Annotated in this window: 18 protein-coding genes; 13 read left to right on the top strand and 5 right to left on the bottom strand. The window is 62.4% G+C overall.

The genetic code is table 11. The annotated features are described in order from the left end of the window. The first annotated feature begins 5 nt into the window (after positions 1-5). The 9 genes from pepP (at position 6) to gcvP (ending at position 11,684) form a co-directional block, all read left to right on the top strand. On the top strand, positions 6-1,340 hold the full coding sequence (gene pepP / locus AC07OF_RS01705; RefSeq protein WP_157194614.1) for a Xaa-Pro aminopeptidase: 1,335 nt from the start codon (positions 6-8) through the stop codon (positions 1,338-1,340). Then, positions 1,337-2,530 (top strand): 2-octaprenyl-6-methoxyphenyl hydroxylase, encoded by a 1,194-nt coding sequence (gene ubiH / locus AC07OF_RS01710; protein ID WP_157194613.1) that lies wholly within the window; start codon positions 1,337-1,339, stop codon positions 2,528-2,530. Before pepP ends, ubiH begins: the two co-directional genes overlap by 4 nt. A 2-nt stretch (positions 2,531-2,532) precedes the next feature. Further along, positions 2,533-3,015 carry a DUF4442 domain-containing protein gene (locus AC07OF_RS01715; protein ID WP_038615696.1) on the top strand — a complete coding sequence of 161 codons (483 nt, stop codon included), beginning with the start codon at positions 2,533-2,535 and terminating at the stop codon, positions 3,013-3,015. A gap of 9 nt (positions 3,016-3,024) precedes the next feature. Then, positions 3,025-4,242 carry a 2-octaprenyl-3-methyl-6-methoxy-1,4-benzoquinol hydroxylase gene (locus AC07OF_RS01720; RefSeq protein ID WP_495072560.1) on the top strand — a complete coding sequence of 406 codons (1,218 nt, stop codon included), beginning with the start codon at positions 3,025-3,027 and terminating at the stop codon, positions 4,240-4,242. Positions 4,243-4,357: 115 nt separating this feature from the next. Further along, complete coding sequence (locus AC07OF_RS01725; protein WP_038615691.1) at positions 4,358-5,359, top strand: extracellular solute-binding protein; 1,002 nt, start codon at positions 4,358-4,360, stop codon at positions 5,357-5,359. A 111-nt stretch (positions 5,360-5,470) separates the two neighbouring features. Then, positions 5,471-7,093, top strand: a complete 1,623-nt coding sequence (locus AC07OF_RS01730; protein ID WP_157194611.1) for an ABC transporter permease — start codon at positions 5,471-5,473, stop codon at positions 7,091-7,093. Positions 7,094-7,214: 121 nt separating this feature from the next. Beyond that, a complete protein-coding gene (gene gcvT, locus AC07OF_RS01735) occupies positions 7,215-8,297 on the top strand; it encodes a glycine cleavage system aminomethyltransferase GcvT (protein WP_495072513.1) in 1,083 nt (360 codons plus the stop codon). A 45-nt stretch (positions 8,298-8,342) separates the two neighbouring features. Beyond that, positions 8,343-8,726: a glycine cleavage system protein GcvH gene (gcvH, locus tag AC07OF_RS01740; RefSeq protein ID WP_157194609.1), complete on the top strand. Its 384-nt coding sequence runs from the start codon at positions 8,343-8,345 to the stop codon at positions 8,724-8,726. Between the two features lie 81 nt (positions 8,727-8,807). Then, the gene (gene gcvP / locus AC07OF_RS01745) at positions 8,808-11,684 is read left to right on the top strand and encodes an aminomethyl-transferring glycine dehydrogenase (protein WP_495072514.1); all 2,877 of its coding nucleotides are present in this window, start codon (positions 8,808-8,810) and stop codon (positions 11,682-11,684) included. Positions 11,685-11,745: 61 nt separating this feature from the next. Here the strand turns inward: gcvP and AC07OF_RS01750 are convergent, their stop codons facing one another. From AC07OF_RS01750 to AC07OF_RS01760, 3 genes are all read right to left on the bottom strand, one after another. Next, a complete protein-coding gene (locus AC07OF_RS01750) occupies positions 11,746-12,060 on the bottom strand; it encodes a DUF2388 domain-containing protein (protein WP_157194607.1) in 315 nt (104 codons plus the stop codon). 54 nt (positions 12,061-12,114) lie between these two features. Further along, positions 12,115-13,824 (bottom strand): GspE/PulE family protein, encoded by a 1,710-nt coding sequence (locus AC07OF_RS01755; RefSeq protein WP_495072515.1) that lies wholly within the window; start codon positions 13,822-13,824, stop codon positions 12,115-12,117. A 99-nt stretch (positions 13,825-13,923) separates the two neighbouring features. Continuing rightward, positions 13,924-14,244 carry an ACT-like domain-containing protein gene (locus tag AC07OF_RS01760; protein ID WP_476446177.1) on the bottom strand — a complete coding sequence of 107 codons (321 nt, stop codon included), beginning with the start codon at positions 14,242-14,244 and terminating at the stop codon, positions 13,924-13,926. 125 nt (positions 14,245-14,369) lie between these two features. Here AC07OF_RS01760 and AC07OF_RS01765 point away from each other — a divergent pair, with 125 nt between their 5' ends. After that, positions 14,370-14,840, top strand: coding sequence for an Lrp/AsnC family transcriptional regulator (locus AC07OF_RS01765; RefSeq protein WP_038615673.1), 471 nt, complete (start codon positions 14,370-14,372; stop codon positions 14,838-14,840). A 3-nt stretch (positions 14,841-14,843) separates the two neighbouring features. Here AC07OF_RS01765 and AC07OF_RS01770 read toward each other — a convergent pair whose 3' ends face one another. Further along, a complete protein-coding gene (locus AC07OF_RS01770) occupies positions 14,844-16,235 on the bottom strand; it encodes a CYTH domain-containing protein (RefSeq protein WP_495072516.1) in 1,392 nt (463 codons plus the stop codon). A 127-nt stretch (positions 16,236-16,362) separates the two neighbouring features. Between AC07OF_RS01770 and argE the strand changes: the two genes are divergently transcribed. Beyond that, entirely contained in the window at positions 16,363-17,520 is a 1,158-nt protein-coding gene (argE, locus tag AC07OF_RS01775) for an acetylornithine deacetylase (RefSeq protein ID WP_495072517.1), read from the top strand. A gap of 115 nt (positions 17,521-17,635) precedes the next feature. Then, a complete protein-coding gene (gene argA / locus AC07OF_RS01780; RefSeq protein WP_157194602.1) occupies positions 17,636-18,934 on the top strand; it encodes an amino-acid N-acetyltransferase in 1,299 nt (432 codons plus the stop codon). 168 nt (positions 18,935-19,102) lie between these two features. On the opposite strand, the gene AC07OF_RS01785 is transcribed toward argA, so the two are convergent. Next, the gene (locus AC07OF_RS01785; RefSeq protein WP_038615652.1) at positions 19,103-20,479 is read right to left on the bottom strand and encodes a glutamine synthetase family protein; all 1,377 of its coding nucleotides are present in this window, start codon (positions 20,477-20,479) and stop codon (positions 19,103-19,105) included. A gap of 581 nt (positions 20,480-21,060) precedes the next feature. On the opposite strand from AC07OF_RS01785, the gene AC07OF_RS01790 reads away from it, so the two are divergent. Next, a complete protein-coding gene (locus AC07OF_RS01790) occupies positions 21,061-22,419 on the top strand; it encodes a glutamine synthetase family protein (RefSeq protein WP_038615650.1) in 1,359 nt (452 codons plus the stop codon). The last annotated feature ends 3 nt before the right edge of the window (positions 22,420-22,422 follow it).

Here is a 22,422-nt window from a genome sequence, read left to right on the forward strand (position 1 = left end):
TGCCCATGAGCCATATCCCCAAGTCGGAATACGCCCGTCGACGCAAGGCGCTGATGGCGCAGATGGAACCCAACAGTATTGCCATCCTGCCCGCCGCCGCAGTTGCCATCCGCAACCGCGACGTCGAGCATGTGTACCGCCAGGACAGCGATTTTCAGTACCTCAGCGGCTTCCCCGAGCCTGAAGCGGTCATCGCCCTGATCCCCGGCCGTGAGCATGGCGAGTACGTGCTGTTCTGCCGTGAACGCAACCCCGAGCGCGAACTGTGGGATGGCCTGCGCGCCGGCCAGGAAGGCGCGATCCGCGACTTTGGCGCCGATGACGCCTTTCCCATCACCGATATCGACGACATCCTGCCCGGCCTGATCGAAGGCCGCGACCGGGTTTACTCGGCCATGGGCAGCAATCCGGAATTCGACCGCCACCTGATGGAATGGATCAACGTGATCCGCTCCAAGGCGCGTCTTGGCGCCCAGCCGCCGAACGAGTTCGTTGCCCTGGATCATCTGCTGCATGACATGCGCCTGTATAAATCGGCGGCAGAAGTGAAAGTCATGCGCGAAGCCGCGGCGATTTCCGCGCGGGCTCACGTGCGGGCCATGCAGGCCTGTCGTGCGGGCTTGCGCGAGTACAGCCTGGAAGCCGAGCTGGATTACGAGTTCCGCAAAGGCGGGGCGAAGATGCCGGCTTACGGCTCGATCGTCGCCGCCGGACGCAACAGTTGCATCCTGCATTACCAGGAGAACGATGCGCTGCTCAAGGACGGCGATCTGGTATTGATCGACGCCGGTTGCGAGATCGACTGCTACGCCAGCGACATCACCCGTACCTTCCCGGTCAGCGGGCAGTTCTCGCCGGAGCAGAAGGCGATCTACGAGCTGGTGCTCAAGGCCCAGGAGGCGGCGTTTGCCGCCATCGCGCCGGGCAAGCACTGGAACCACGCCCATGAGGCGACGGTTCAGGTGATCACTGAAGGGCTGGTGGCGCTGGGGCTGCTCAAGGGCGAGGTCCGGGAGCTGATCGAAAGCGAAGCTTACCGGGCCTTCTACATGCATCGCGCAGGGCACTGGCTGGGCATGGATGTGCACGATGTCGGCGAGTACAAGGTCGGTGGCCAGTGGCGCGTACTTGAACCCGGCATGGCGCTGACCGTGGAACCTGGCATCTATATCGGTGCCGACAACCAGAATGTCGCGAAAAAGTGGCGCGGCATTGGTGTACGTATCGAGGATGATGTAGTGGTAACTAAGCAGGGCTGTGAAATCCTGACCTCAGGCGTGCCGAAGACGGTCGCTGAAATCGAAGCCTTGATGGCTGCTGCGCGCAGTGCCGCGGCATGAACCGGGTGAACCTGGCAATCATTGGCGGTGGCCTGGTCGGCGCCAGTCTGGCGCTTGCCTTGCAAGCGGGCGCCAAGGCGCGCGGCTGGAAGATCCTGCTGATCGAACCCTTCGCACCGGGCGACAGCTACCAGCCGAGCTATGACGCACGCTCCTCGGCGTTGTCCTTCGGCACCCGGCAGATCTATGAGCGTCTGGGCCTGTGGCAGCAGATCAGCCGCCGGGCCGAACCGATTCGCCAGATCCAGGTTTCCGACCGTGGCCGCTTTGGCGCCACGCGCCTGGATGCGCTGGAGGAAGGGGTTCCCGCTCTGGGTTATGTAGTGGAAAACGCCTGGCTGGGGCAGTGCCTGTGGAAAGGCCTGGATGCCGAGGTGGTGAGCTGGCGTTGCCCGGCTGAAGTGACTGCCATGCAGGCGCTGGAAGACGGTTATCGCCTGTCGCTCAATGACGATACCCAGGTTGAGTGCGACCTGGCGGTGCTCGCCGACGGCGGCCGCTCCGGCCTGCGCGAACAGCTGGGCATCCATGTCAGCCAGCGCCCTTACAACCAGAGCGCGTTGATTGCCAACATCACTCCGAGCGAAGCGCACTGTGGTCAGGCGTTCGAGCGCTTCACCGACGAAGGCCCGATGGCCTTGCTGCCCTTGCCGGAAAACCGCTGTGCGCTGGTCTGGACCCGTGCCGGGATGGACGCCAAACGCCTGGCCGAACTGGATGAACGCAGCTTCCTCAGCGAGTTGCAGGAAGTGTTCGGCTACCGTCTGGGGCTGTTGCGCCAGGTCGGCGCACGGCACCTGTACCCCTTGTCGCTGATCGAAGCCCAGGAGCAGGTACGTCCGCACCTGGTGGTGCTGGGCAACGCCGCCCACAGCCTGCACCCGATTGCCGGGCAGGGCTTCAACCTGTCGCTGCGCGATGTGCAGTCGCTGGCCGAAGGGCTGCTGGCAGGCCCTGCCGTGCCGGGCGACTTTGCCACGCTGCAGGCCTACCGCGAGCGTCAGCGCCTGGACCAGGACCTGACCGTGGGCTTCTCCGACCGGGTCACCCGCCTGTTCGGCAGTGCGCAACCGCTGGTTGCCACCGGACGAAACCTGGGGCTGCTCGGGCTCGACCTGTTGCCGCCGGCCAAGCGTTGGTTTGCCCGCCAGGCCATGGGCCTGGGAACCCGTCCGGACCCACGGAGCTGAGCATGGACGATCCGCGCAAACTGGCACGGCGTGCGCGCAGGCTGCGCTGGCGGCTGAACTTTTATCCGCCCTATATCGGTGCCGGCATTCACGTGCAAAGCATCAGTCCGGACTTGCGCCAGATAAAGGTGCGCCTGGGCCTGGGCTGGTTCAATCGCAACTACGTCGGCACCCAGTTCGGCGGCAGCCTGTATTCGATGGTCGATCCGTTCTACATGCTGATGCTGATGGAGCTGCTCGGCCGCGATTACATTGTCTGGGACAAGGCCGCCAGTATCGATTTCATCACTCCGGGCAAAGGCCCGGTGTTCGCTGAACTGCGCATCGACGATCAGTTGCTGGCGGATATCCGCGAGCACACGGCGGGCGGCAAGAAATACCTGCCACGACTTCAGGTCGATATCCGTGACGCTGCCGGCGAGCTGGTGGCGCAGGTCGACAAAACCCTTTACGTGCGGCTCAAGCCGCAAGCGAGACAGGCTTAAGGCATGGAAATGCGCGCAGATCTGTTGATTGTCGGTGCCGGTATGGTCGGCAGCGCCCTGGCCCTGGCATTGCAGCACAGTGGCCTGGAGATTCTCCTGCTCGACGGCAGTCCGCTGTCGATCAAACCCTTCGACGAGCAGGCCGCCTTCGAGCCACGGGTCAGTGCCCTGTCGATGGCCAGCCAGCGCATCCTCGAACGCCTGGGTGCCTGGCAGGGGATTGAGCAGCGGCGTGCCAGTCCCTATTCGGACATGCGTGTCTGGGACGGCAGCGGCACCGGTCAGATCCATTTTTCGGCGGCCAGCGTGCATGCCGAGGTGCTGGGGCATATCGTCGAGAACCGGGTGATACAGGATGGCCTGCTGGAACGCCTGCATGACAGTGAAGTCGGTCTACTGGCCAACGCGCGCCTGGAACAGATGCGCCGTTCCGATGACGAGTGGCTGCTGACCCTCGCCGACGGCCGCACGTTGCGCGCGCCGCTGGTCATCGCCGCTGACGGCGCGAACTCGGCGGTGCGACGCCTGACCGGCTGCGAGACCCGCGAGTGGGACTACCTGCACCACGCCATTGTCACCAGCGTGCGCTGCGCCGAGCCGCATCAGGCGACCGCCTGGCAACGCTTCACCGACGACGGGCCGCTGGCCTTCCTGCCGCTGATCCGCGATGGCCAGCAGGATTGGTGCTCGATTGTCTGGTCGACCACCCCGGAGCAGGCCGAGCGCTTGATGAAGCTCGACGATGCTGATTTCTGCGCGCAACTCGAGCGCGCCTTCGAGGGGCGTCTCGGCGCTGTGTTGCAGGCCGATCCACGGCTTTGCGTGCCGTTGCGCCAGCGCCATGCCAAACGCTATGTAGCCGAAGGCCTGGCGTTGATCGGTGACGCTGCGCATACCATTCACCCGTTGGCCGGGCAGGGGGTCAACCTGGGCTTTCTCGATGCCGCGGTATTGGCCGAAGAACTGCTGCATGCCTATGAACGTGGTGAGCGACTGGCGGATGAGCGCGTATTGAGCCGCTTCGAGCGTCGTCGCATGCCGCACAACCTGGCGTTGATGGCGGCCATGGAAGGTTTCGAGCGCCTGTTCCAGGCCGATCCGCTGCCACTGCGCTGGTTGCGCAACAGTGGCCTGAAATGGGTTGAGCAACTGCCTGAAGCCAAGGCGCTGTTCGTTCGTCAGGCCTTGGGGCTCAGTGGTGATTTGCCAGAACTGGCGAAGGCCTGAAGCCGGCTCTTGTCCTGCCGTAACATCTAGTAACTCCTCCCTGGTGAGTTCGGTTGAGAAGGCAAATGGGATTAACTACCATTTGCGCCTCTATTTGAACTCCGAGGACTGCACCATGTTGCCACGCAAGCACGTATTGGCCGCCCTGGCTCTGACCCTGTTGGGCGGTACCGCCCAGGCGGCGGACGAGGTGGTGGTGTATTCCTCGCGCATCGACGAGCTGATCAAGCCGGTGTTCGACGCCTATACCGCCAAGACCGGGGTCAAGGTCAAGTTCATCACCGACAAGGAAGCACCGCTGATGCAGCGGATCAAGGCCGAGGGGCAGAACGCCACCGCCGACCTGCTGCTCACTGTCGATGCCGGTAACCTCTGGCAAGCCGAGCAGATGGGCATCCTGCAGCCGATCAAATCGGAAGTCATCGATGCCAACATTCCCAAGCAGTACCGCGCCTCGTCCCACGACTGGACCGGCCTGAGCCTGCGCGCGCGGACCATCGCCTACTCCACCGAGCGGGTCAAACCCGAAGAGCTGAGCACCTACGAAGCCCTGGCCGACAAGAACTGGGAAGGGCGCCTGTGCCTGCGCACGGCGAAGAAGGTCTACAACCAGTCGCTGACCGCTACCTTGATCGAAACCCACGGCGAGAAGAAAACCGAGGAAATCATCAAGGGCTGGGTCAACAACCTGTCCACCGACGTGTTCTCCGATGACACCGCCCTGCTGCAGGCCATCAACGCTGGCCAGTGCGACGTCGGTATCGTCAACACCTACTACTACGGTCGCCTGCACAAGGAAAACCCGAACCTGGCGGTCAAGCTGTTCTGGCCGAACCAGGCTGACCGTGGCGTGCACGTCAACCTGTCGGGCATCGGCCTGACCAAGTACGCGCCGCATCCTGAAGCCGCGACAAAACTGGTCGAGTGGATGACCGGTGAAGAAGCGCAGAAGATTTTCGCTGGCGTGAACCAGGAATTCCCGGCCAACCCGAAAGTCGCACCGTCGGAAGAAGTGGCGGCCTGGGGTACGTTCAAGGCTGACACCATCCCGGTTGAAATCGCAGGCAAGCGTCAGGCTGAGGCAATTCGCCTGATGGATCGGGCTGGCTGGAACTAAGCGCAAGGCTTTATCCTACCGCTGCCTTTTCGCGGGGCAAGCCCGCTCCCACAGGTTCTGTGGGAGCGGGCTTGCCCCGCGATGCCATTGAACATCTAGAGACGTTTCCTTTTGGCTCACCCCGCCCAACGCCGCTGGTATCCCCTGGTTTTCGCCATTGCCGCCCTGGTGCTGCTGCCGCTGAGCGTGCTGCTGTTGTCCTGGCAGTCGGTCGACATGCAGATCTGGTCGCACCTGCTCGATACCCAGATGAGCCGCCTGTTGGGCAACACCCTGACCCTGATTGCCGGTGTCGGCGTCGGCGTCACCTTGCTCGGCGTGAGCCTGGCCTGGCTCACCAGCCTGTGCGAATTCCCCGGACGGCGCTGGCTGGACTGGGCGTTGATGCTGCCGTTCGCCATTCCGGCCTATGTGCTGGCATTCGTCTTCGTCGGCCTGCTGGACTTTGCCGGGCCGGTGCAAACCCTGCTGCGTGAATGGTTCGGGCCGATGCGCCTGCCGCGGGTACGCTCCACCGCTGGGGTGATCATCGTTCTGGTGCTGGTGTTCTACCCCTATGTTTACCTGCTTGCACGCACCGCCTTCCTGGCTCAGGGCAAAGGCCTGATGGAAGCGGCGCGGGTGCTTGGGCATTCGCCGTTGCAAGCGTTCTGGCGGGTGGCGTTGCCGATGGCCCGTCCGGCTATCGGCGCCGGTGTCGCCCTGGCCTTGATGGAAACCCTGGCCGATTTCGGTGCGGTGTCGGTGTTCAACTTCGACACCTTCACCACGGCGATCTACAAGACCTGGTATGGCTTCTTCAGCCTGTCGAGTGCCGCGCAGCTGGCCAGTTTGCTGCTGCTGGCGGTGATGCTGGTGCTCTACGGCGAGCGCCGTGCCCGTGGCGCCGTGCGTGGCAGCAATGAGCGTCCGCGCGGCAAGGCGCTGTACCACCTGCGCGGGATCAAGGCGCTGGCGGCCAGTGGCTGGTGCCTGCTGGTGTTTGCCTGTGCCTTCGTTATCCCGCTGCTGCAATTGCTGGTGTGGTTCTGGCAACGCGGACGTTTCGACCTGGATGAGCGTTACACCAGCCTGATCCTGCACACCCTCTATCTGGGGGCCATGGCCGCGCTGATCACTGTCTGTGTCGCCCTGGTGCTGGCGTTCGCCCGCCGGCAATCGTCCGCGCCGGGCATTCGCGCCGGAGTCGGGCTGGCCAACCTGGGCTATGCCTTGCCTGGCTCGGTGCTGGCGGTGTCGATCATGCTGGCGTTCAGTTACCTGGACAACCAGGTGGTGGTGCCGCTGTCCAACTGGCTCGGCGGTGCCGGCAGGCCACTGTTGCTGGGTAGCTTGTATGCCCTGCTGCTGGCCTACCTGGTGCGTTTCATTGCCGTGGCGTACGGACCGCTGGAGAACAGCCTGGGACGGATTCGCCCCTCGCTGCCGGAAGCTTCGCGCAGTCTTGGCGTCAGTGGCCCGAGATTGTTTTTCAAGGTGTATCTGCCGTTGTTGGTGCCGGGCGCCTTGAGTGCGGCCTTGCTGGTGTTTGTCGATGTCCTCAAGGAAATGCCGGCGACCTTGCTGATGCGTCCGTTCGGCTGGGACACCCTGGCCGTGCGCGTGTTTGAAATGACCAGCGAAGGCGAGTGGGCACGGGCCTCGTTGCCGGCCCTGACGCTGATCCTGGTCGGTCTGTTGCCGGTCATCGGCCTGATTCGACGTTCAGCCCGACACGTCGGTCAAACGCGCTGAGGATGTCAGCCATCAAGCTTGCAGCTACAATGCGCGGCATTCGCTGCGGCCGGTCCTACAGACCGGGTAGCTGAAATGCTGCCAACAGCCGTAGCTTCGCCACGCCCGGAAGGAGAAACCCATGGGACTGCGCACGCCTCTGTATGACCTGCACCTGGCGCTAGGCGCCAAGATGGTCGATTTTGGCGGTTGGGACATGCCCTTGCATTATGGCTCGCAGGTCGAGGAGCACCATCAGGTGCGCCGTGACTGCGGGGTGTTTGATGTTTCCCATATGACCGTGATCGATGTCCATGGCGCGCAGGCAACTGTCTGGCTGCAGCGCCTGTTGGCCAATGATGTTGCTCGTCTGACTGAAACCGGCAAGGCCCTGTACAGCACCATGCTCGACGAGCAGGGCAAGGTCATTGACGACATGATCGCCTACCGCTGCGAAGACGGTTACCGCCTGGTGGTCAACGCTTCGACCCGCGACAAGGACCTGGCCTGGCTGAATGCCTGCAAGGGCAGTTACCAGGTCGATATCATCGAGCGTCCGGAGCTTGCGATCCTCGCCATCCAGGGGCCTGAAGCCCGCGCCAAGGTCGCCGAACTGCTATCGGCGCCGCGCGCCGCGCTGATCCGCGAGCTCAAGCCGTTCGAAGGCCGCGCCGAGGGTGACTGGTTTATCGCCCGCACCGGGTATACCGGCGAAGACGGCCTGGAGATCATCTTCCCGGCTGTGCAGGCCCCCGCATTCTTCAACGATCTGGTCGGTGCAGGTATTGCCCCGAGCGGTCTCGGCGCGCGTGACACGCTGCGCCTTGAGGCCGGCATGAACCTGTATGGCCAGGACATCGACGAAGCGCATACCCCGCTGACCTCCAACCTGGGCTGGAGCGTGGCCTGGGAGCCGGCCGGGCGTGACTTCATCGGCCGCAGCGGTCTGCTGGCGGAAATCGAGCACGGCGTCGAGCAGAAGCTGGTCGGCCTGGTGCTGGAGGAACGCGGTGTTCTGCGCGCCCACCAGGTGGTTCGCGTCGCCGGGATTGGCGAAGGAGAGATCACCAGTGGTAGTTTCTCTCCTACGCTGAGCAAGTCGATTGCGCTGGCGCGGGTGCCGATGGCAACCGCCGATCGTGCCGAGGTGGAGATTCGCGGCAAGTGGTACCCGGTGCGGGTGGTCAAGCCGACCTTCGTGCGCCATGGCAAGATTCTGATCTGAACCTATTCTGGCGGGCCTACCGCTGACCCTATCGAGGACAACAAGATGAGCAATATCCCCGCCGACCTGCGTTTTGCCGAAAGTCACGAGTGGGCCAAACTGGAAGCCGACGGCACGGTGACCGTCGGTATTAGCGACCACGCTCAGGAAGCCCTGGGTGACGTGGTGTTCGTTGAACTGGCGGAAGTCGGCAAGGTCTTCGCCGCAGGCGAGGCAGCCGGCGTGGTCGAATCGGTCAAGGCCGCTTCGGACATCTACGCACCGGTCAGCGGTGAAGTGATCGCGGTCAACGAAGCGCTGGCCGACAGCCCTGAGTCGCTGAACAGCGATCCGTATGGCAGCTGGATCTTCAAGCTCAAGCCAAGCGACAAGGCCGAGCTGGACAAACTGCTCGACGCTGCCGGTTACCAAGCCGCCATCGGCGAATAGTTTTCACACAAAGCGGCAATCTCTTCCTAGACTCAATATGCCTCGACTGGTCGAGGCTTGGTCTAGGAAGAGAGAGCCGCTATGTCCCAGTCGCCGTCCCTGAGCCAACTGCACGACCCCAATCCGTTCCTGCGTCGCCACCTGGGCCCTGATGCCCCGGAGCAGCATGAGATGCTCCAGGCCCTGAGCCTGGGCACCCGCCGCGAGCTGATCGAGCAGACCGTGCCGCCGGGCATTCGGCTGAACCGGCCGCTGGACCTGCCCCCCGCCCTGGATGAACAGGCTGCCCTGAACAAGCTCAGGGGCTATGCCGAGCAGAACCAGGTGTGGACCAGCCTGATCGGCATGGGCTATCACGCTACCGTCACGCCGAACGTCATCCTGCGCAACGTCCTGGAAAACCCGGGTTGGTACACCGCCTACACGCCTTATCAGCCGGAAATTGCCCAGGGCCGCCTGGAAGCCTTGCTGAATTTCCAGCAGATGATCATCGACCTCACCGGTCTGGACCTGGCTAACGCCTCCTTGCTCGATGAAGCTACTGCAGCCGCTGAAGCCATGGCCCTGGCCAAACGCATGGCCAAGTCGAAAAGCAACGTGTTCTTTGCCGATGAGCATTGCCATCCACAGACCCTCTCGGTGCTGAAGACCCGCGCCGAAGGATTCGGCTTCGAACTGGTCGTCGATGCTGTGGATAACCTCGGCAACTACCAGGTATTCGGGGCTTTGCTGCAGTACCCCGACACCCACGGCGAGATCCGCGACCTGCGGCCGTTGATCGCGCAACTGCATAACCAGCACGCCTTGGCTTGCGTAGCCGCCGACTTGCTCAGCCTGTTGATGTTGACCCCACCGGGTGAGCAGGGCGCCGACGTGGTATTGGGTACGTCCCAGCGCTTTGGCGTGCCGATGGGCTATGGCGGTCCGCATGCCGCCTACTTTGCCTGTCGAGACGCGTTCAAGCGGGCCATGCCCGGGCGCATCATCGGTGTGTCCAAGGATGCCCGCGGCAACGTCGCGTTGCGCATGGCCCTGCAGACCCGCGAGCAGCATATCCGCCGCGAGAAGGCCAACTCCAACATCTGTACGGCGCAGGTGCTGCTGGCCAACATCGCTGCTTTCTACGCGGTGTACCACGGTCCGGAAGGCCTGCAGCGCATCGCCCAGCGCGTGCACGCGCTGACTTTTGTGCTTGCTGCGGGGCTGGAGAGCAAGGGCATCAAGCGCCTCAACGAGCACTTCTTCGACACCCTGACCCTGGAGGTCGGCGGCAGTCAGACGGCGATCATCGAAAGCGCCGAAGCGGCGCAGATCAACCTGCGCATCCTCGGTCGCGGTCAGTTGGGCGTGAGTCTCGACGAGACCTGTGACGAGTCCACGGTACTGCGTCTGTTCGATATCTTCCTCGGCGTCGATCACGGCCTGGATATCGCCAGCCTCGATGCCCTGGCCTTGCCGGAAGGTATTCCGGCGGCCCTGGTGCGGCACTCGACCTTCCTTACGCATCCGGTGTTCAACCTGCACCACAGCGAAACCGAGATGCTGCGTTACCTCAAGCAGCTGGAGAACAAGGACCTGGCGTTGAACCAGTCGATGATCCCGCTGGGCTCCTGCACCATGAAACTCAATGCCAGCAGCGAGATGATCCCGATCACCTGGCCAGGCTTCGCTTTGTTGCATCCGTTTGCCCCGGCGGCGCAGGTGCAGGGTTACAAGGCGATGATCGATGAGCTGGAAGCCTGGCTGTGTGCGATCACCGGCTTTGACGCCATCTGCATGCAGCCCAACTCCGGCGCCCAGGGCGAGTACGCCGGGCTGATGGCCATTGCGAAGTATCACCGTAGTCGCCATCAGCCTCAGCGCGACATCTGCCTGATTCCCTCGTCAGCCCACGGCACCAACCCGGCGTCGGCGCAGATGGCGGGGATGCAGGTGGTAATCGTCGAGTGTGACGAGGCCGGTAACGTCGATCTGGCCGACCTCAAGGCCAAGGCGCAGGCGGCGGGAGAGCGCCTGTCGTGCCTGATGGCGACCTATCCGTCGACCCATGGTGTATACGAAGAAGGCATCAGCGAAATTTGCGAGGTTATCCACAACCAGGGTGGCCAAGTGTATATGGACGGCGCCAACCTCAACGCCCAGGTCGGCCTGACCCGACCGGCCGACATCGGTGCCGATGTCTCGCACATGAACCTGCACAAGACCTTCTGCATTCCCCACGGCGGTGGCGGCCCGGGCATGGGCCCGATTGGCGTGCGCGCGCATCTGGCGCCGTTCGTTGCCAGCCACCCGGTGATACCCATCCCCGGGCCGGACCCGCAGAACACGGCGGTGAGTGCCGCGCCCTGGGGCAGCGCGAGCATTCTGCCGATCAGCTGGATGTACATCGCCATGATGGGCCCGCAACTGGCCGATGCCAGCGAGGTGGCGATCCTCTCGGCCAACTACCTGGCCGAGCGGCTGGGTGGCGCATTCCCGGTGCTGTACCGGGGGCGCAACGGGCGGGTGGCGCATGAATGCATTCTCGACCTGCGGCCGTTGAAAGCCTTGACCGGGATCAGTGAGGAGGATGTGGCCAAGCGTCTGATGGATTACGGCTTTCATGCCCCGACCATGTCGTTCCCGGTGCCGGGCACCCTGATGGTCGAGCCGACCGAGAGTGAGCCGAAGGCCGAACTGGATCGCTTTATCGAGGCGATGTTGAGCATTCGTGCGGAAATCCGGGAGGTGCAGGACGGCAACTGGCCGGCAGAAGACAACCCGCTCAAACATGCGCCGCATACCTTGGCGGATGTACTTGGGGTATGGGAGCGGCCTTACAGCATTGCCCAGGGCATTGCGCCCAGTGAGCATGTACGCCTGCACAAGTACTGGCCGGCGGTTAATCGGGTGGACAACGTGTTTGGTGACCGGAATCTGTTCTGTGCTTGTGTGCCGGTGGAGGATTACCGGACCTGATCGCGGGGCAAGCCCGCTCCCACAGGCAAGGCCGGTGGGAGCGGGCTTGCCCCGCGAAGAATTACTGCGCTACCGCATTCTTGGCCAGGATCGCCTGCGCCAGGTCCATATCGCTGACCTCCAGCCCAGGATTGTCAGCCCGGACTTTCTGGATAGCCGATTCCAGGTACGGACCACGAATTGCGCCTTCGCTGGCAACGAAGCTGCCCGCATCATCCTGCGCTGCAACCACCAGTTTGTGATCCTTGGACGTCAGGTAGGACGACGCAGTGGTCGCGCCGGAGGAAATGACATTGCGCCAGAACGTATCGGCCATGGCTGAACCGACTGGCAGGGAGAGCAGGGCAAGGGTCGCGACTGCAAATTTGAGACGCATCTACGGGTGACTCCAACTGAGGTTAACTGGCAGCTTGGATCGGTTCCCCCGCATCTAGTTCCCTGGGGCGACACGCAGTACTTCCGCCGCCGTGGTCAGGCCATTCGCTACCTTCTGTGCGCCGCGCTGTTGCAGGCTTGTCAGGCCTTCGTCGCAGGCTTGCCGGCGCAGGATTGCCAGGTCGGTATCGCTACGAATCTGGCTGATCAGCTTTTCGCTCAGGCACAGCAGTTCGTGGATACCGGTGCGCCCGTGATAGCCCGTCTGCCGGCACTCATTGCAACCTCTGGCCTGATAACCGGCTTCACCTGCGGGCGCCGGCGCTTTACAGGCCCGGCACAGCGTACGTACCAGGCGCTGGGCCATGACCCCGATCAGTCCGGCCTTGATCAAGTGCGGCGCAACACCCAGCTCAAGCAGGCGGTTGATGGCGCTGCATGCATCGTTGGTGTGCAGGGTGGATAACACCAGATGGCCGGTCAACGCGGCCTGGAAGGCCACCTGGGCAGTTTCCAGGTCGCGGATCTCACCGATCATGATGATGTCCGGGTCCTGGCGCAGCAGGGCGCGGGCGCCTTCGGCAAAGCCCAGGTCTATGGCCGGATGGACCTGCAGCTGGTTGAACCCGGGTTCAACCATTTCGATCGGGTCTTCGACGGTACACAGGTTGACCTGAGGTGTGGCCAGGTACTTGAGGGTTGCGTACAGAGTGCTGGTCTTGCCGGACCCGGTCGGACCTGTGACCAGGATCAGGCCGTGGCGTTGCCCGATCAGCGCTTGCCAGCGCAGCAGGTCGTCATTCTCCAGCCCTAACTGGCGCAAGTCCTGCTGCAGCAGGGCGGGGTCGAAGATGCGCAACACCAGCTTTTCACCGAAGGTGGTGGGCAGCGTCGACAGGCGCAGCTCGACTTCGTTGCCAGCTGCCAGGCGGGTCTTGATCCGGCCATCCTGGGGGCGGCGCTTTTCAGCGACGTTCATGCGCCCGAGGGTTTTCAGGCGGCTGATGATCGCCAGGGTGACCTCGGCGGGGAACTGATAGACCGGGTGCAGCAGGCCGTCGATGCGAAAGCGCAAATGGCCCTGGTCGCGTCGTGGCTCCAGATGAATATCGCTGGCGCGTTGATCGAAGGCGTACTGCAGCAGCCAGTCGACGATGGTGACGATATGGGCATCATCTCCCTCATGTTGCTGGCCGTTTGTGCCCAGCTCGAGCAATTGTTCAAGATTGGCCGATGCAGGCGCGGGGACTGGCTGGCGGCTGGCGCCGTTGACCGAGCGGGCGAGGTGGAAGAATGCCTGGCTGAACTGGCGGATCTGCACGGGGCTGGCCAGCACGCGTTTGATCGGGCGTCGCAGCACCTGGGCCAGATCGGCTTCCCAGGACCTGACATAGGGCTCGGCACTGGCCACGGTAACGCCAAGGTTATCCACAGCAATCGCCAGAATGCCGTGACGCCGGGCAAAGGCCGCGGACATCAGGCCAGTGGTTGCGTTGAGGTCGAGCTGCAGCGGGTCGATGTACAGATAGGGCAATCCGGCCTGCTTGGCCAGCCACTGGCACAGGGTTTCCAGATCCAGGCGCTGGCCGGGTTGGCGTGGGTCAGGCAGGGCCTGGCGGGCGATGTGTTCGAGCGGGTGGACGTCGCTGGCCAGGTGCTGCGTTCGCAGTAGCTGAGCAGCGTCCGGATTGATGAGTCGAGCGTCGAGCAGGTCGGTCAGGAGGCCGTCCAGGCTCAGCCTGCGATCCTCGTCGCTGACAGTCATGTGGCGTCCTTGCCTTGCTGCCTGAAGGGGTGGCAATCACAAGCGTAGTTGACTCTGGGCAATAGCAAGGACGATCTGCGTTTCCAGGCATTTCCGCACTCAGCCCGGACGCTGGGCAGGCCGCAGGCGGACGTCGTCGACGCAGATCAGGTTGCGCATTTTTTGTGCAATGAGTTCGGCCCGGTGCCAGCTCAAACCGGTAATCTCGATCTCGATTTCCAGCAGATCGTCCTCTTGTTTCATCAGCACTTTATGCGGCGTGAGGAACTGCAGGGCGAACAGATTCAAAACACGACACAGGCTGTCCGGCTCGGCTTCGACCTGCAGCTGATAGTGCACGCAGCTGTGTGTGTTGCCGACGGCCCAGACGTCGTCACGCAGTGGGGTCAGCGGGCTGTCGAAGCGTTCAAGTGCGCTCATGGGATTCTCCGGTTCAATGCGAGAAATTTTCACATGCGCAAGCCGGTATTTTTTCTCTATGATCGGTGAATATGGCGAATTCAAGACTTGTTCAATTCGCACGGGTGCACAATTGGAGAGAAATTATGCAAAGCGAGCTGGACGCCTACGATCGCCGCATTCTGGCCTTGCTACAGGAGGATGCTTCGCTGTCCAGCGCGCAGATTGCCGAGCGCGTCGGTCTTTCCCAGTCGCCCTGCTGGCGACGGATTCAACGCTTGAAAGAGGAGGGAGTGATTCGCGGCCAGGTGACCTTGCTCGACCGCAAGAAGATCGGCCTCAACACGCAGATTTTCGCCGAGGTCAAACTCAACGCCCACGGACGCTCCAACTTCACCGAGTTCACCGAGGCGATTCGCGGTTTCCCGGAAGTGCTGGAATGCTATGTGCTGATGGGCGCAGTGGATTTTCTGCTGCGCATCGTCACCCCGGACATCGAAGCCTACGAACGGTTTTTCTTCGAGAAGCTGTCGATGGTGCCGGGGATCCAGGAGGTCAACTCGATCGTGGCCTTGTCCGAAATCAAGTCCACGACCAGTCTACCGGTGCTGCGTTAAGGCTTACTTGCGCAGCAGATGCTTCCAGCCGCGGCTCTGGAACACGGCCATGGCCTGATCGGCACGGGCTTGCAGAACTTCGCTGCGAACCTCGGCTTCCACTTCGTCGCTGATCGACTGGTTGGCCAGCTCGTGCAGCTTGTTCAGTTCACCGAACAGGCGGTCCAGGTCCGGGCTCTCCAGCACCTGACGGGCATGGTGCAGCCAGGCCAGCAGGCGCTCGATACGCGGCAACTGTTCGGCCAGGTCTTCCGGCTGACGATGGTACAGCGGCAGGTTCAGGGCCTTGGCTTCGTCGGCCAGCAGTACGTTGAGCCAGTTGGCCAGTTGCGCGGCACCCTGACGGTCGCCGCGCTTGTTGCGCTCGACGGTCCAGCCACGGGCCAGCAGCCAGCGCGAGGTTTCCAGGGAGAACTGACCCCAACGGGTGTCCAGCAGTTCTTCGGCGAACTGCTCAGGAGCCGCACGGCGTACGTCTTCGTCGTCGTTGCCGGCCAGTACCAGCGGGCGCCAGTCTTCCAGCAGGGCATCGAGGCTACTGCGCAGGGCGGCGGTGGTGGTGCGCGGCGCGGCCTGGCCGAGGCTGCTGGCCAGGGCGCGCAGTTCGGCCAGGGCTTGCACCCAGTCCTGCAGCAGGCGCCAGTGGCCATTGAAACGGTACTGTTCGGCCAGGCGCTGGCTGGCACCGAGCAGTTGCCAGGCGAGGGCGGCGAAGGCGTCGTCGAGGGACATTTCGGCGTTCAGTTCGGCAGCCGGCAGGCTCAGCGCATAGCTGGTCGGGTCGAGCAGGCGATAGCCGCGTTCGGCCTTGCTGATGTCGCACGGGAACAGCGGCAGGGCGGCCGACAGCTCGGCAGCCAATTCCAGCAGCGCTTCCGGCTCGCCTTCACGCAGCTCCAGTTCCAGCTCGCAGATTTCTTCTTTCTGCTTGCCCGCAACCACGGTACCCAGGTCCAAAGCGGCTTCGATAACCACCTTGGCTTTACCACGGCCCCAAGCGATTTCCGCGTATTCACGGGTGAAATCGGTGGTGAACAGCGCTTTGATAGACTTTTTGTCGACCTCGGCGAGTTCTGCCGGCCAGCATTCATCGTCAAGCTTCTTCAGGTCCAGCTTGGCCTTGGGCAGCTGCCACTCGTGTTCATTGCGCTGGGACAGGCCGGCGACGCTCTGGCCGCGGGTCTTGAGGGTCTGGATGACCACGTCGCCGTCGCGGCGCAGGCGCAGCGCGACCTTGGCGGCGGCCAGGTCACGCTCAGGGGTGTCGAAGTACTGATTCAGCAGCTCGCGCTGCTGCCAGCCAGACTTGTTACGCTTCTTCAGCAATGGGTGTTCGCGCAGGGCGGCGAGGGTCTCGCGGCTGACCCGCAGTTTGATTTCGGTTTCTTTGTGCATTGCTGAGTAATCCAGGCTCGGATGACAGGGAGCGTCTTGGCCGTGCAGTGTACAGGACTCGGCCGCTGACGGTTTATTCCAGGTGCCCGAAGGCCCTATGATGGGTTTCGCCTCAAGGAGAACGCGCATGCCGCTGCCATCGCTCAAAGACCAGTTCGCCGCGTTGATTGCCGCGCCTTCGGTCAGCTGTACCCAACCTGCGCTGGACCAGTCCAACCGTGCGGTAATCGACTTGCTGGCCGGTTGGCTGGGCGACCTGGGGTTTGCCTGCGATATCCAGCAGGTGACGCCGGGCAAGTTCAATCTGCTCGCCAGTTACGGCAGTGGCCCGGGCGGGCTGGTGCTGGCCGGGCATAGCGATACCGTGCCCTATGATCCGGGGTTGTGGCAGACCGATCCGCTGAAGCTGACCGAAGTCGACGGTCGCTGGGTCGGTCTTGGCAGTTGCGACATGAAAGGCTTCTTCGCCTTGATCATCGAGGCGGTGCAGCCATTGCTGGCCCATGATTTCAAGCAGCCGCTACTGATTCTCGCCACCTGCGACGAAGAAAGCTCCATGTCCGGCGCTCGCGCCCTGGCCGAAGCCGGTCGCCCGCTGGGCCGCGCGGCAGTGATCGGCGAACCGACCGGTTTGAAGCCGATCCGTCTGCACAAGGGGGTGATGATGGAGCGCATCGACATCCTTGGCCGCAGCGGCCATTCGTCGGATCCGAGCCTGGGCCATAGCGCGCTGGAGGCGATGCATCAGGTGATGGCTGAGCTGATGGGTTTGCGCCGGCAATGGCAGAAAGAATTCAACAACGCCCAGTTCAGCGTGCCGCAACCGACCCTGAACTTCGGCTGCATCCATGGCGGTGACAACCCCAACCGGATCTGCGGCCAGTGCGCCCTGGAGTTCGATCTGCGGCCGTTGCCGGGCATGGACCCAGAGGCGCTGCGTGCGGCCATCCGGCAGAAACTGGCGCCGTTGGCCGAGCAGCACCAGGTGAAAATCGACTATGCCCCGTTGTTCCCCGAAGTGCCGCCGTTCGAGCAGGCCGCCGATGCGGAACTGGTGCGCCTGGCCGAACGTCTTACCGGACATCGCGCCGAAGCGGTAGCCTTTGGCACCGAAGCGCCTTATCTTCAGCGCCTGGGCTGCGAAACCCTGGTACTGGGCCCGGGCGATATCGCGTGCGCCCATCAGCCGGGCGAATACCTTGAAATGTCACGCTTGCAGCCTACCGTGCGTCTATTGCGTGAGTTGATTGAACATTATTGCCTGAGCCCGGTAATTGCCGGCTGAGTTCAGCCGTTTTCCCAAAGGAGATTGCGCGTGACGCCAAGCCTGTTCCGACGATAACCCTTCGAGCGCTGTGTGCTTTCCCGTTCTTGTCCCTTTTTCTACAGGCTCTGTGGTTATGCCCGATTACGTCAACTGGCTGCGTCATGCTTCGCCTTACATCAACGCCCACCGGGAATGCACCTTCGTGGTCATGCTGCCCGGTGACGGGGTCGAACACCCCAACTTCGGCAATATCGTCCACGACCTGGTGCTGCTGCACAGCCTCGGGGTGCGTCTGGTGCTGGTGCATGGTTCGCGCCCGCAGATCGAAACCCGCCTGGCCAGTCGCGGCCTGACCCCGCACTACCATCGCGGCATGCGCATCACCGATGCGGCCACCCTGGAGTGCGTGATCGATGCCGTGGGGCACCTGCGTATTGCGATCGAAGCGCGCCTGTCGATGGACATGGCCGCGTCGCCGATGCAGGGTTCGCGCTTGCGCGTGGCCTCCGGCAACCTGGTGACCGCGCGTCCTATCGGCGTGCTTGAAGGCGTGGATTATCACCACACCGGTGAAGTGCGCCGGGTCGACCGCAAAGGCATCAACCGCCTGCTCGATGAGCGCTCGATCGTCTTGCTGTCGCCGCTGGGTTACTCACCGACCGGTGAAATTTTCAACCTGGCCTGCGAAGACGTCGCGACCCGTGCCGCCATCGAGCTTGAGGCCGACAAGCTGCTGCTGTTCGGTGCCGAGCGCGGTCTGATCGACGAGCAAGGGCGGCTGGTGCGGGAACTGCGTCCACAACAGGTGCCTGCGCATCTGCAGCGTCTTGGCAGTGATTATCAGGGCGAGTTGCTCGATGCCGCCGCCGAGGCTTGCCGTGGCGGCGTAGCGCGCAGCCATATCGTCAGCTATGCCGAAGATGGCGCCTTGCTTACCGAACTGTTCACCCGTGACGGTGGCGGAACCCTGGTGGCCCAGGAGCAGTTCGAGAAGGTCCGTGAGGCGGCGATCGAGGATGTCGGTGGCTTGCTGGATCTGATCAGCCCGCTGGAAGAGCAGGGCATTCTGGTGCGGCGCTCGCGTGAGGTGCTGGAGCGCGAGATTGAGCAGTTCAGCGTGGTCGAGCGCGAAGGCATGATCATCGCCTGTGCGGCGTTGTACCCGATTGCCGATTCCGAGGCCGGGGAGTTGGCGTGCCTGGCGGTCAATCCCGAGTATCGCCATGGCGGTCGCGGTGATGAGCTGCTTGAGCGCATCGAAACGCGGGCGCGGGAGATGGGGCTCAATACCCTGTTTGTGCTGACGACGCGGACTGCGCACTGGTTCAGGGAGCGGGGCTTTGTGCCCAGCGGGGTCGAGCGGCTGCCGGCTGCGCGAGCTTCGCTGTACAACTATCAGCGTAATTCGAAGATATTCGAGAAGGCTTTGTAGCTTTTGGGGCTGCTTTGCAGCCCATCGCCGGCAAAGCCGGCTCCCACAGGGTTCTGTGTACACCATCCCTTGTGGGAGCTGGCTTTGCCAGCGATGAGCTCCTCGAAGACAACAAAAAACGCCGTCGGTCCAGGACCGGCGGCGTTTTTCTTTCCGGCACCCAACCGCTTACACGGTATGCAGATACCAGTTGTACTCAAGATCGGAGATGGAGTGTTCGAACTCCTCCAGCTCGCTCTCTTTACAGGCCACGAAGATATCGATGTATTTCGGATCGATGTACTTGGCCAGGATCTCGCTGTCGTCCAGCTCGCGCAGGGCATCACGCAGGTTGTTCGGCAGGCTTTGCTCGTTCTGCTCGTAGGAGTTGCCTTCGGTTGGCTCGCCCGGTTCGACCTTGTTGGTCAAGCCATGGTGAACACCGGCCAGGACAGCAGCCATCAGCAGGTACGGGTTGGCGTCGGCACCGGCGACACGGTGTTCGATGCGTACTGCATCGGGTGAACCGGTCGGCACGCGCAGGGCCACAGTACGGTTGTCCAGGCCCCAGCTTGGCGAGTTCGGCACGTAGAACTGGGCACCGAAACGGCGGTACGAGTTGACGTTCGGGCAGAGGAACGCCATCGACGCCGGTAGGGTCTCGAGCACACCGCCGATCGCGTGACGCAGTGCGGCGTTCTGCTCGGGATCCTCGCTGGTGAAGATGTTCTTGCCATCTTTGTCCAGCACCGAGATATGGACGTGCAGACCATTACCCGCCTGACCCGGATAGGGCTTGGCCATGAAGGTGGTATCCATCTCATGGTCGTAGGCGATGTTCTTGATCAGGCGCTTGAGCAGTACCGCGTAGTCGCAGGCCTTCATCGGGTCGGCAACGTGGTGCAGGTTGACTTCGAACTGCGCCGGGGCGCTTTCCTTGACGATCGCGTCGGCAGGGATGCCCTGCTCTTTGGCGCCTTCGAGGATGTCCTGCAGGCAGTCGACGTACTCGTCGAGGTCATCGATCAGGTAAACCTGGGTCGACATCGGACGTTTGCCGGAAATCGGCGAGCGCGGCGGCTGTGGACGGCCGTTCACGTTTTCCTGGTCGATCAGGTAGAACTCCAGCTCGAACGCGGCGCAGATGGTCAGGCCCATCTCGTCGAACTTGCTCACTACCTGGCGCAGGACTTCCCGCGGGTCGGCAAAGAACGGCTCGCCTTCAAGTTCGTGCATGGTCATCAGCAGTTGCGCGGTAGGGCGCTTCTGCCAAGGCTCGTTGGACAGGGTGTCGGGAATTGGATAGCAGATGCGGTCGGCATCGCCGATGTCCAGGCCCAGGCCGGTGCTTTCGACCGTGGAGCCGTTGATATCCAATGCGAAGAGGGAGGCCGGCAGGTTGATGCCTTTCTCGTAAACCTTGTGGAGGCTGGTGCGCTCGATGCGCTTGCCACGCACCACACCATTCATATCTGCAATCAGAAGGTCAACGTAGAGAACCTCAGGATGTTCCTTAAGGAACGCGTTCGCTTCGTTAAGCTGAACGGCACGCGGGGGTACCGACATGATGCAACACCTTTGTTGTTAAAAATATCAATCAATGGGGGCTTGCAGCTCCAGTCAATCGGAAAGCCCTACTGAAGTCAAGCCAAGCCCATGATGCCCTAAAACGGCCCTCGAGCGGCATTTTTGCTGCAATAGAGGGCGCGGACAATCGCTGCTTTCGTACGATATGAGCGATCTTGAGCGGGCCGTGTTCTATTTTTTACGGGGGTGTTGTGTAAAAAAATGAACAAGGCTAAGCTCGGTGGCAACCCATAACATCAATAATACCGGGGGTTACATGTCACGCCTGCCGACAACCGGCATCACCCTCTGCCGCGCGCAGATCGGTTTGCACGCATTTTACGCGAGCGGCTATCGCTACGCGTCAGCACGCAGTACCCCGGCTGAAATAATTGACGGCACGGGCGGCCTGCCTGTTGTCGATGCCTCTTCGAATATCCTCTGCCTTCACTATAGCGGCCCTCGTCGCGGTGTGCCCCTGCGCGGCTTTTGCTTTACCCGGGCGCGGCATCCAGAATGTCTGGGACGGCCCACTCCGGGTGTCCTGACGACTGTCCAGACATTTACCTCCTGAGGTATTTATGAGTAGCAACCTCGACCAGCTCACCGATTGGTTGAAAGAACACAAGATTACCGAAGTCGAGTGCTTGATCAGCGACCTCACCGGTATCACCCGTGGCAAGATTTCTCCAACCAACAAGTTCATTGCCGAAAAAGGCATGCGCCTGCCCGAGAGTGTCCTGCTGCAGACCGTTACCGGCGACTACGTCGATGACGACATCTATTACGAACTGCTGGACCCGGCCGACATCGACATGATCTGCCGACCCGACGAGAACGCGGTGTTTCTCGTGCCTTGGGCCATCGAACCGACGGCTCAGGTGATCCACGATACTTATGACAAGCAGGGCAACCCGGTTGAGCTGTCGCCGCGCAACGTACTCAAGAAGGTACTGAAACTCTATGCCGACAAGGGCTGGCAGCCGATCGTGGCGCCAGAGATGGAGTTCTACCTGACCAAACGCTGCGAAGACCCGGACTTCCCGCTGCAGCCGCCGATCGGCCGCTCCGGCCGTCCGGAAACCGGCCGTCAGTCGTTCTCCATTGAAGCTGCCAACGAATTCGATCCGCTGTTCGAGGACGTCTACGACTGGTGCGAGCTGCAGAACCTGGACCTGGACACGCTGATCCACGAAGACGGCACCGCGCAGATGGAAATCAACTTCCGTCACGGTAACGCCCTGGCCCTGGCCGACCAGATCCTGGTGTTCAAGCGGACCATGCGTGAAGCGGCGCTCAAGCACAACGTCGCCGCCACCTTCATGGCCAAGCCGATGACCGGTGAACCGGGCAGCGCCATGCACCTGCACCAGAGCATCATCGACGTGCACACCGGCAAGAACATCTTCTCTGATGCCGATGGACAAATGAGCGAGCTGTTCCTCAACCATGTCGGCGGTCTGCAGAAGTTCATCCCGGTGGTGCTGCCGCTGTTTGCTCCTAACGTCAACTCGTTCCGCCGCTTCCTGCCCGATACCTCGGCGCCGGTGAACGTCGAATGGGGCGAAGAGAACCGTACCGTCGGCCTGCGTGTACCGGATGCCGGACCGCAGAACCGCCGGGTCGAGAACCGTCTGCCAGGCGCCGACGCCAACCCGTACCTGGCGATCGCCGCCAGTCTGCTGTGTGGCTATATCGGCATGGTCGAAGGCCTCAAGCCAAGCGCGCCGGTACAGGGCCGTGGTTACGAGCGGCGCAACCTGCGCCTGCCGCTGACCATCGAGGACGCTCTGGAGCGCATGGAGAACTGCCAGGCGCTGGAACCGTACCTGGGCAAGAAATTCATTGCCGGTTACGTCGCCACCAAGCGCGCCGAACATGAAAACTTCAAACGCGTAATCAGCTCCTGGGAACGTGAGTTCCTGCTGTTTGCGGTCTGATCA

The organism is Pseudomonas sp. GW821-FHT10B02, from assembly GCF_059415665.1.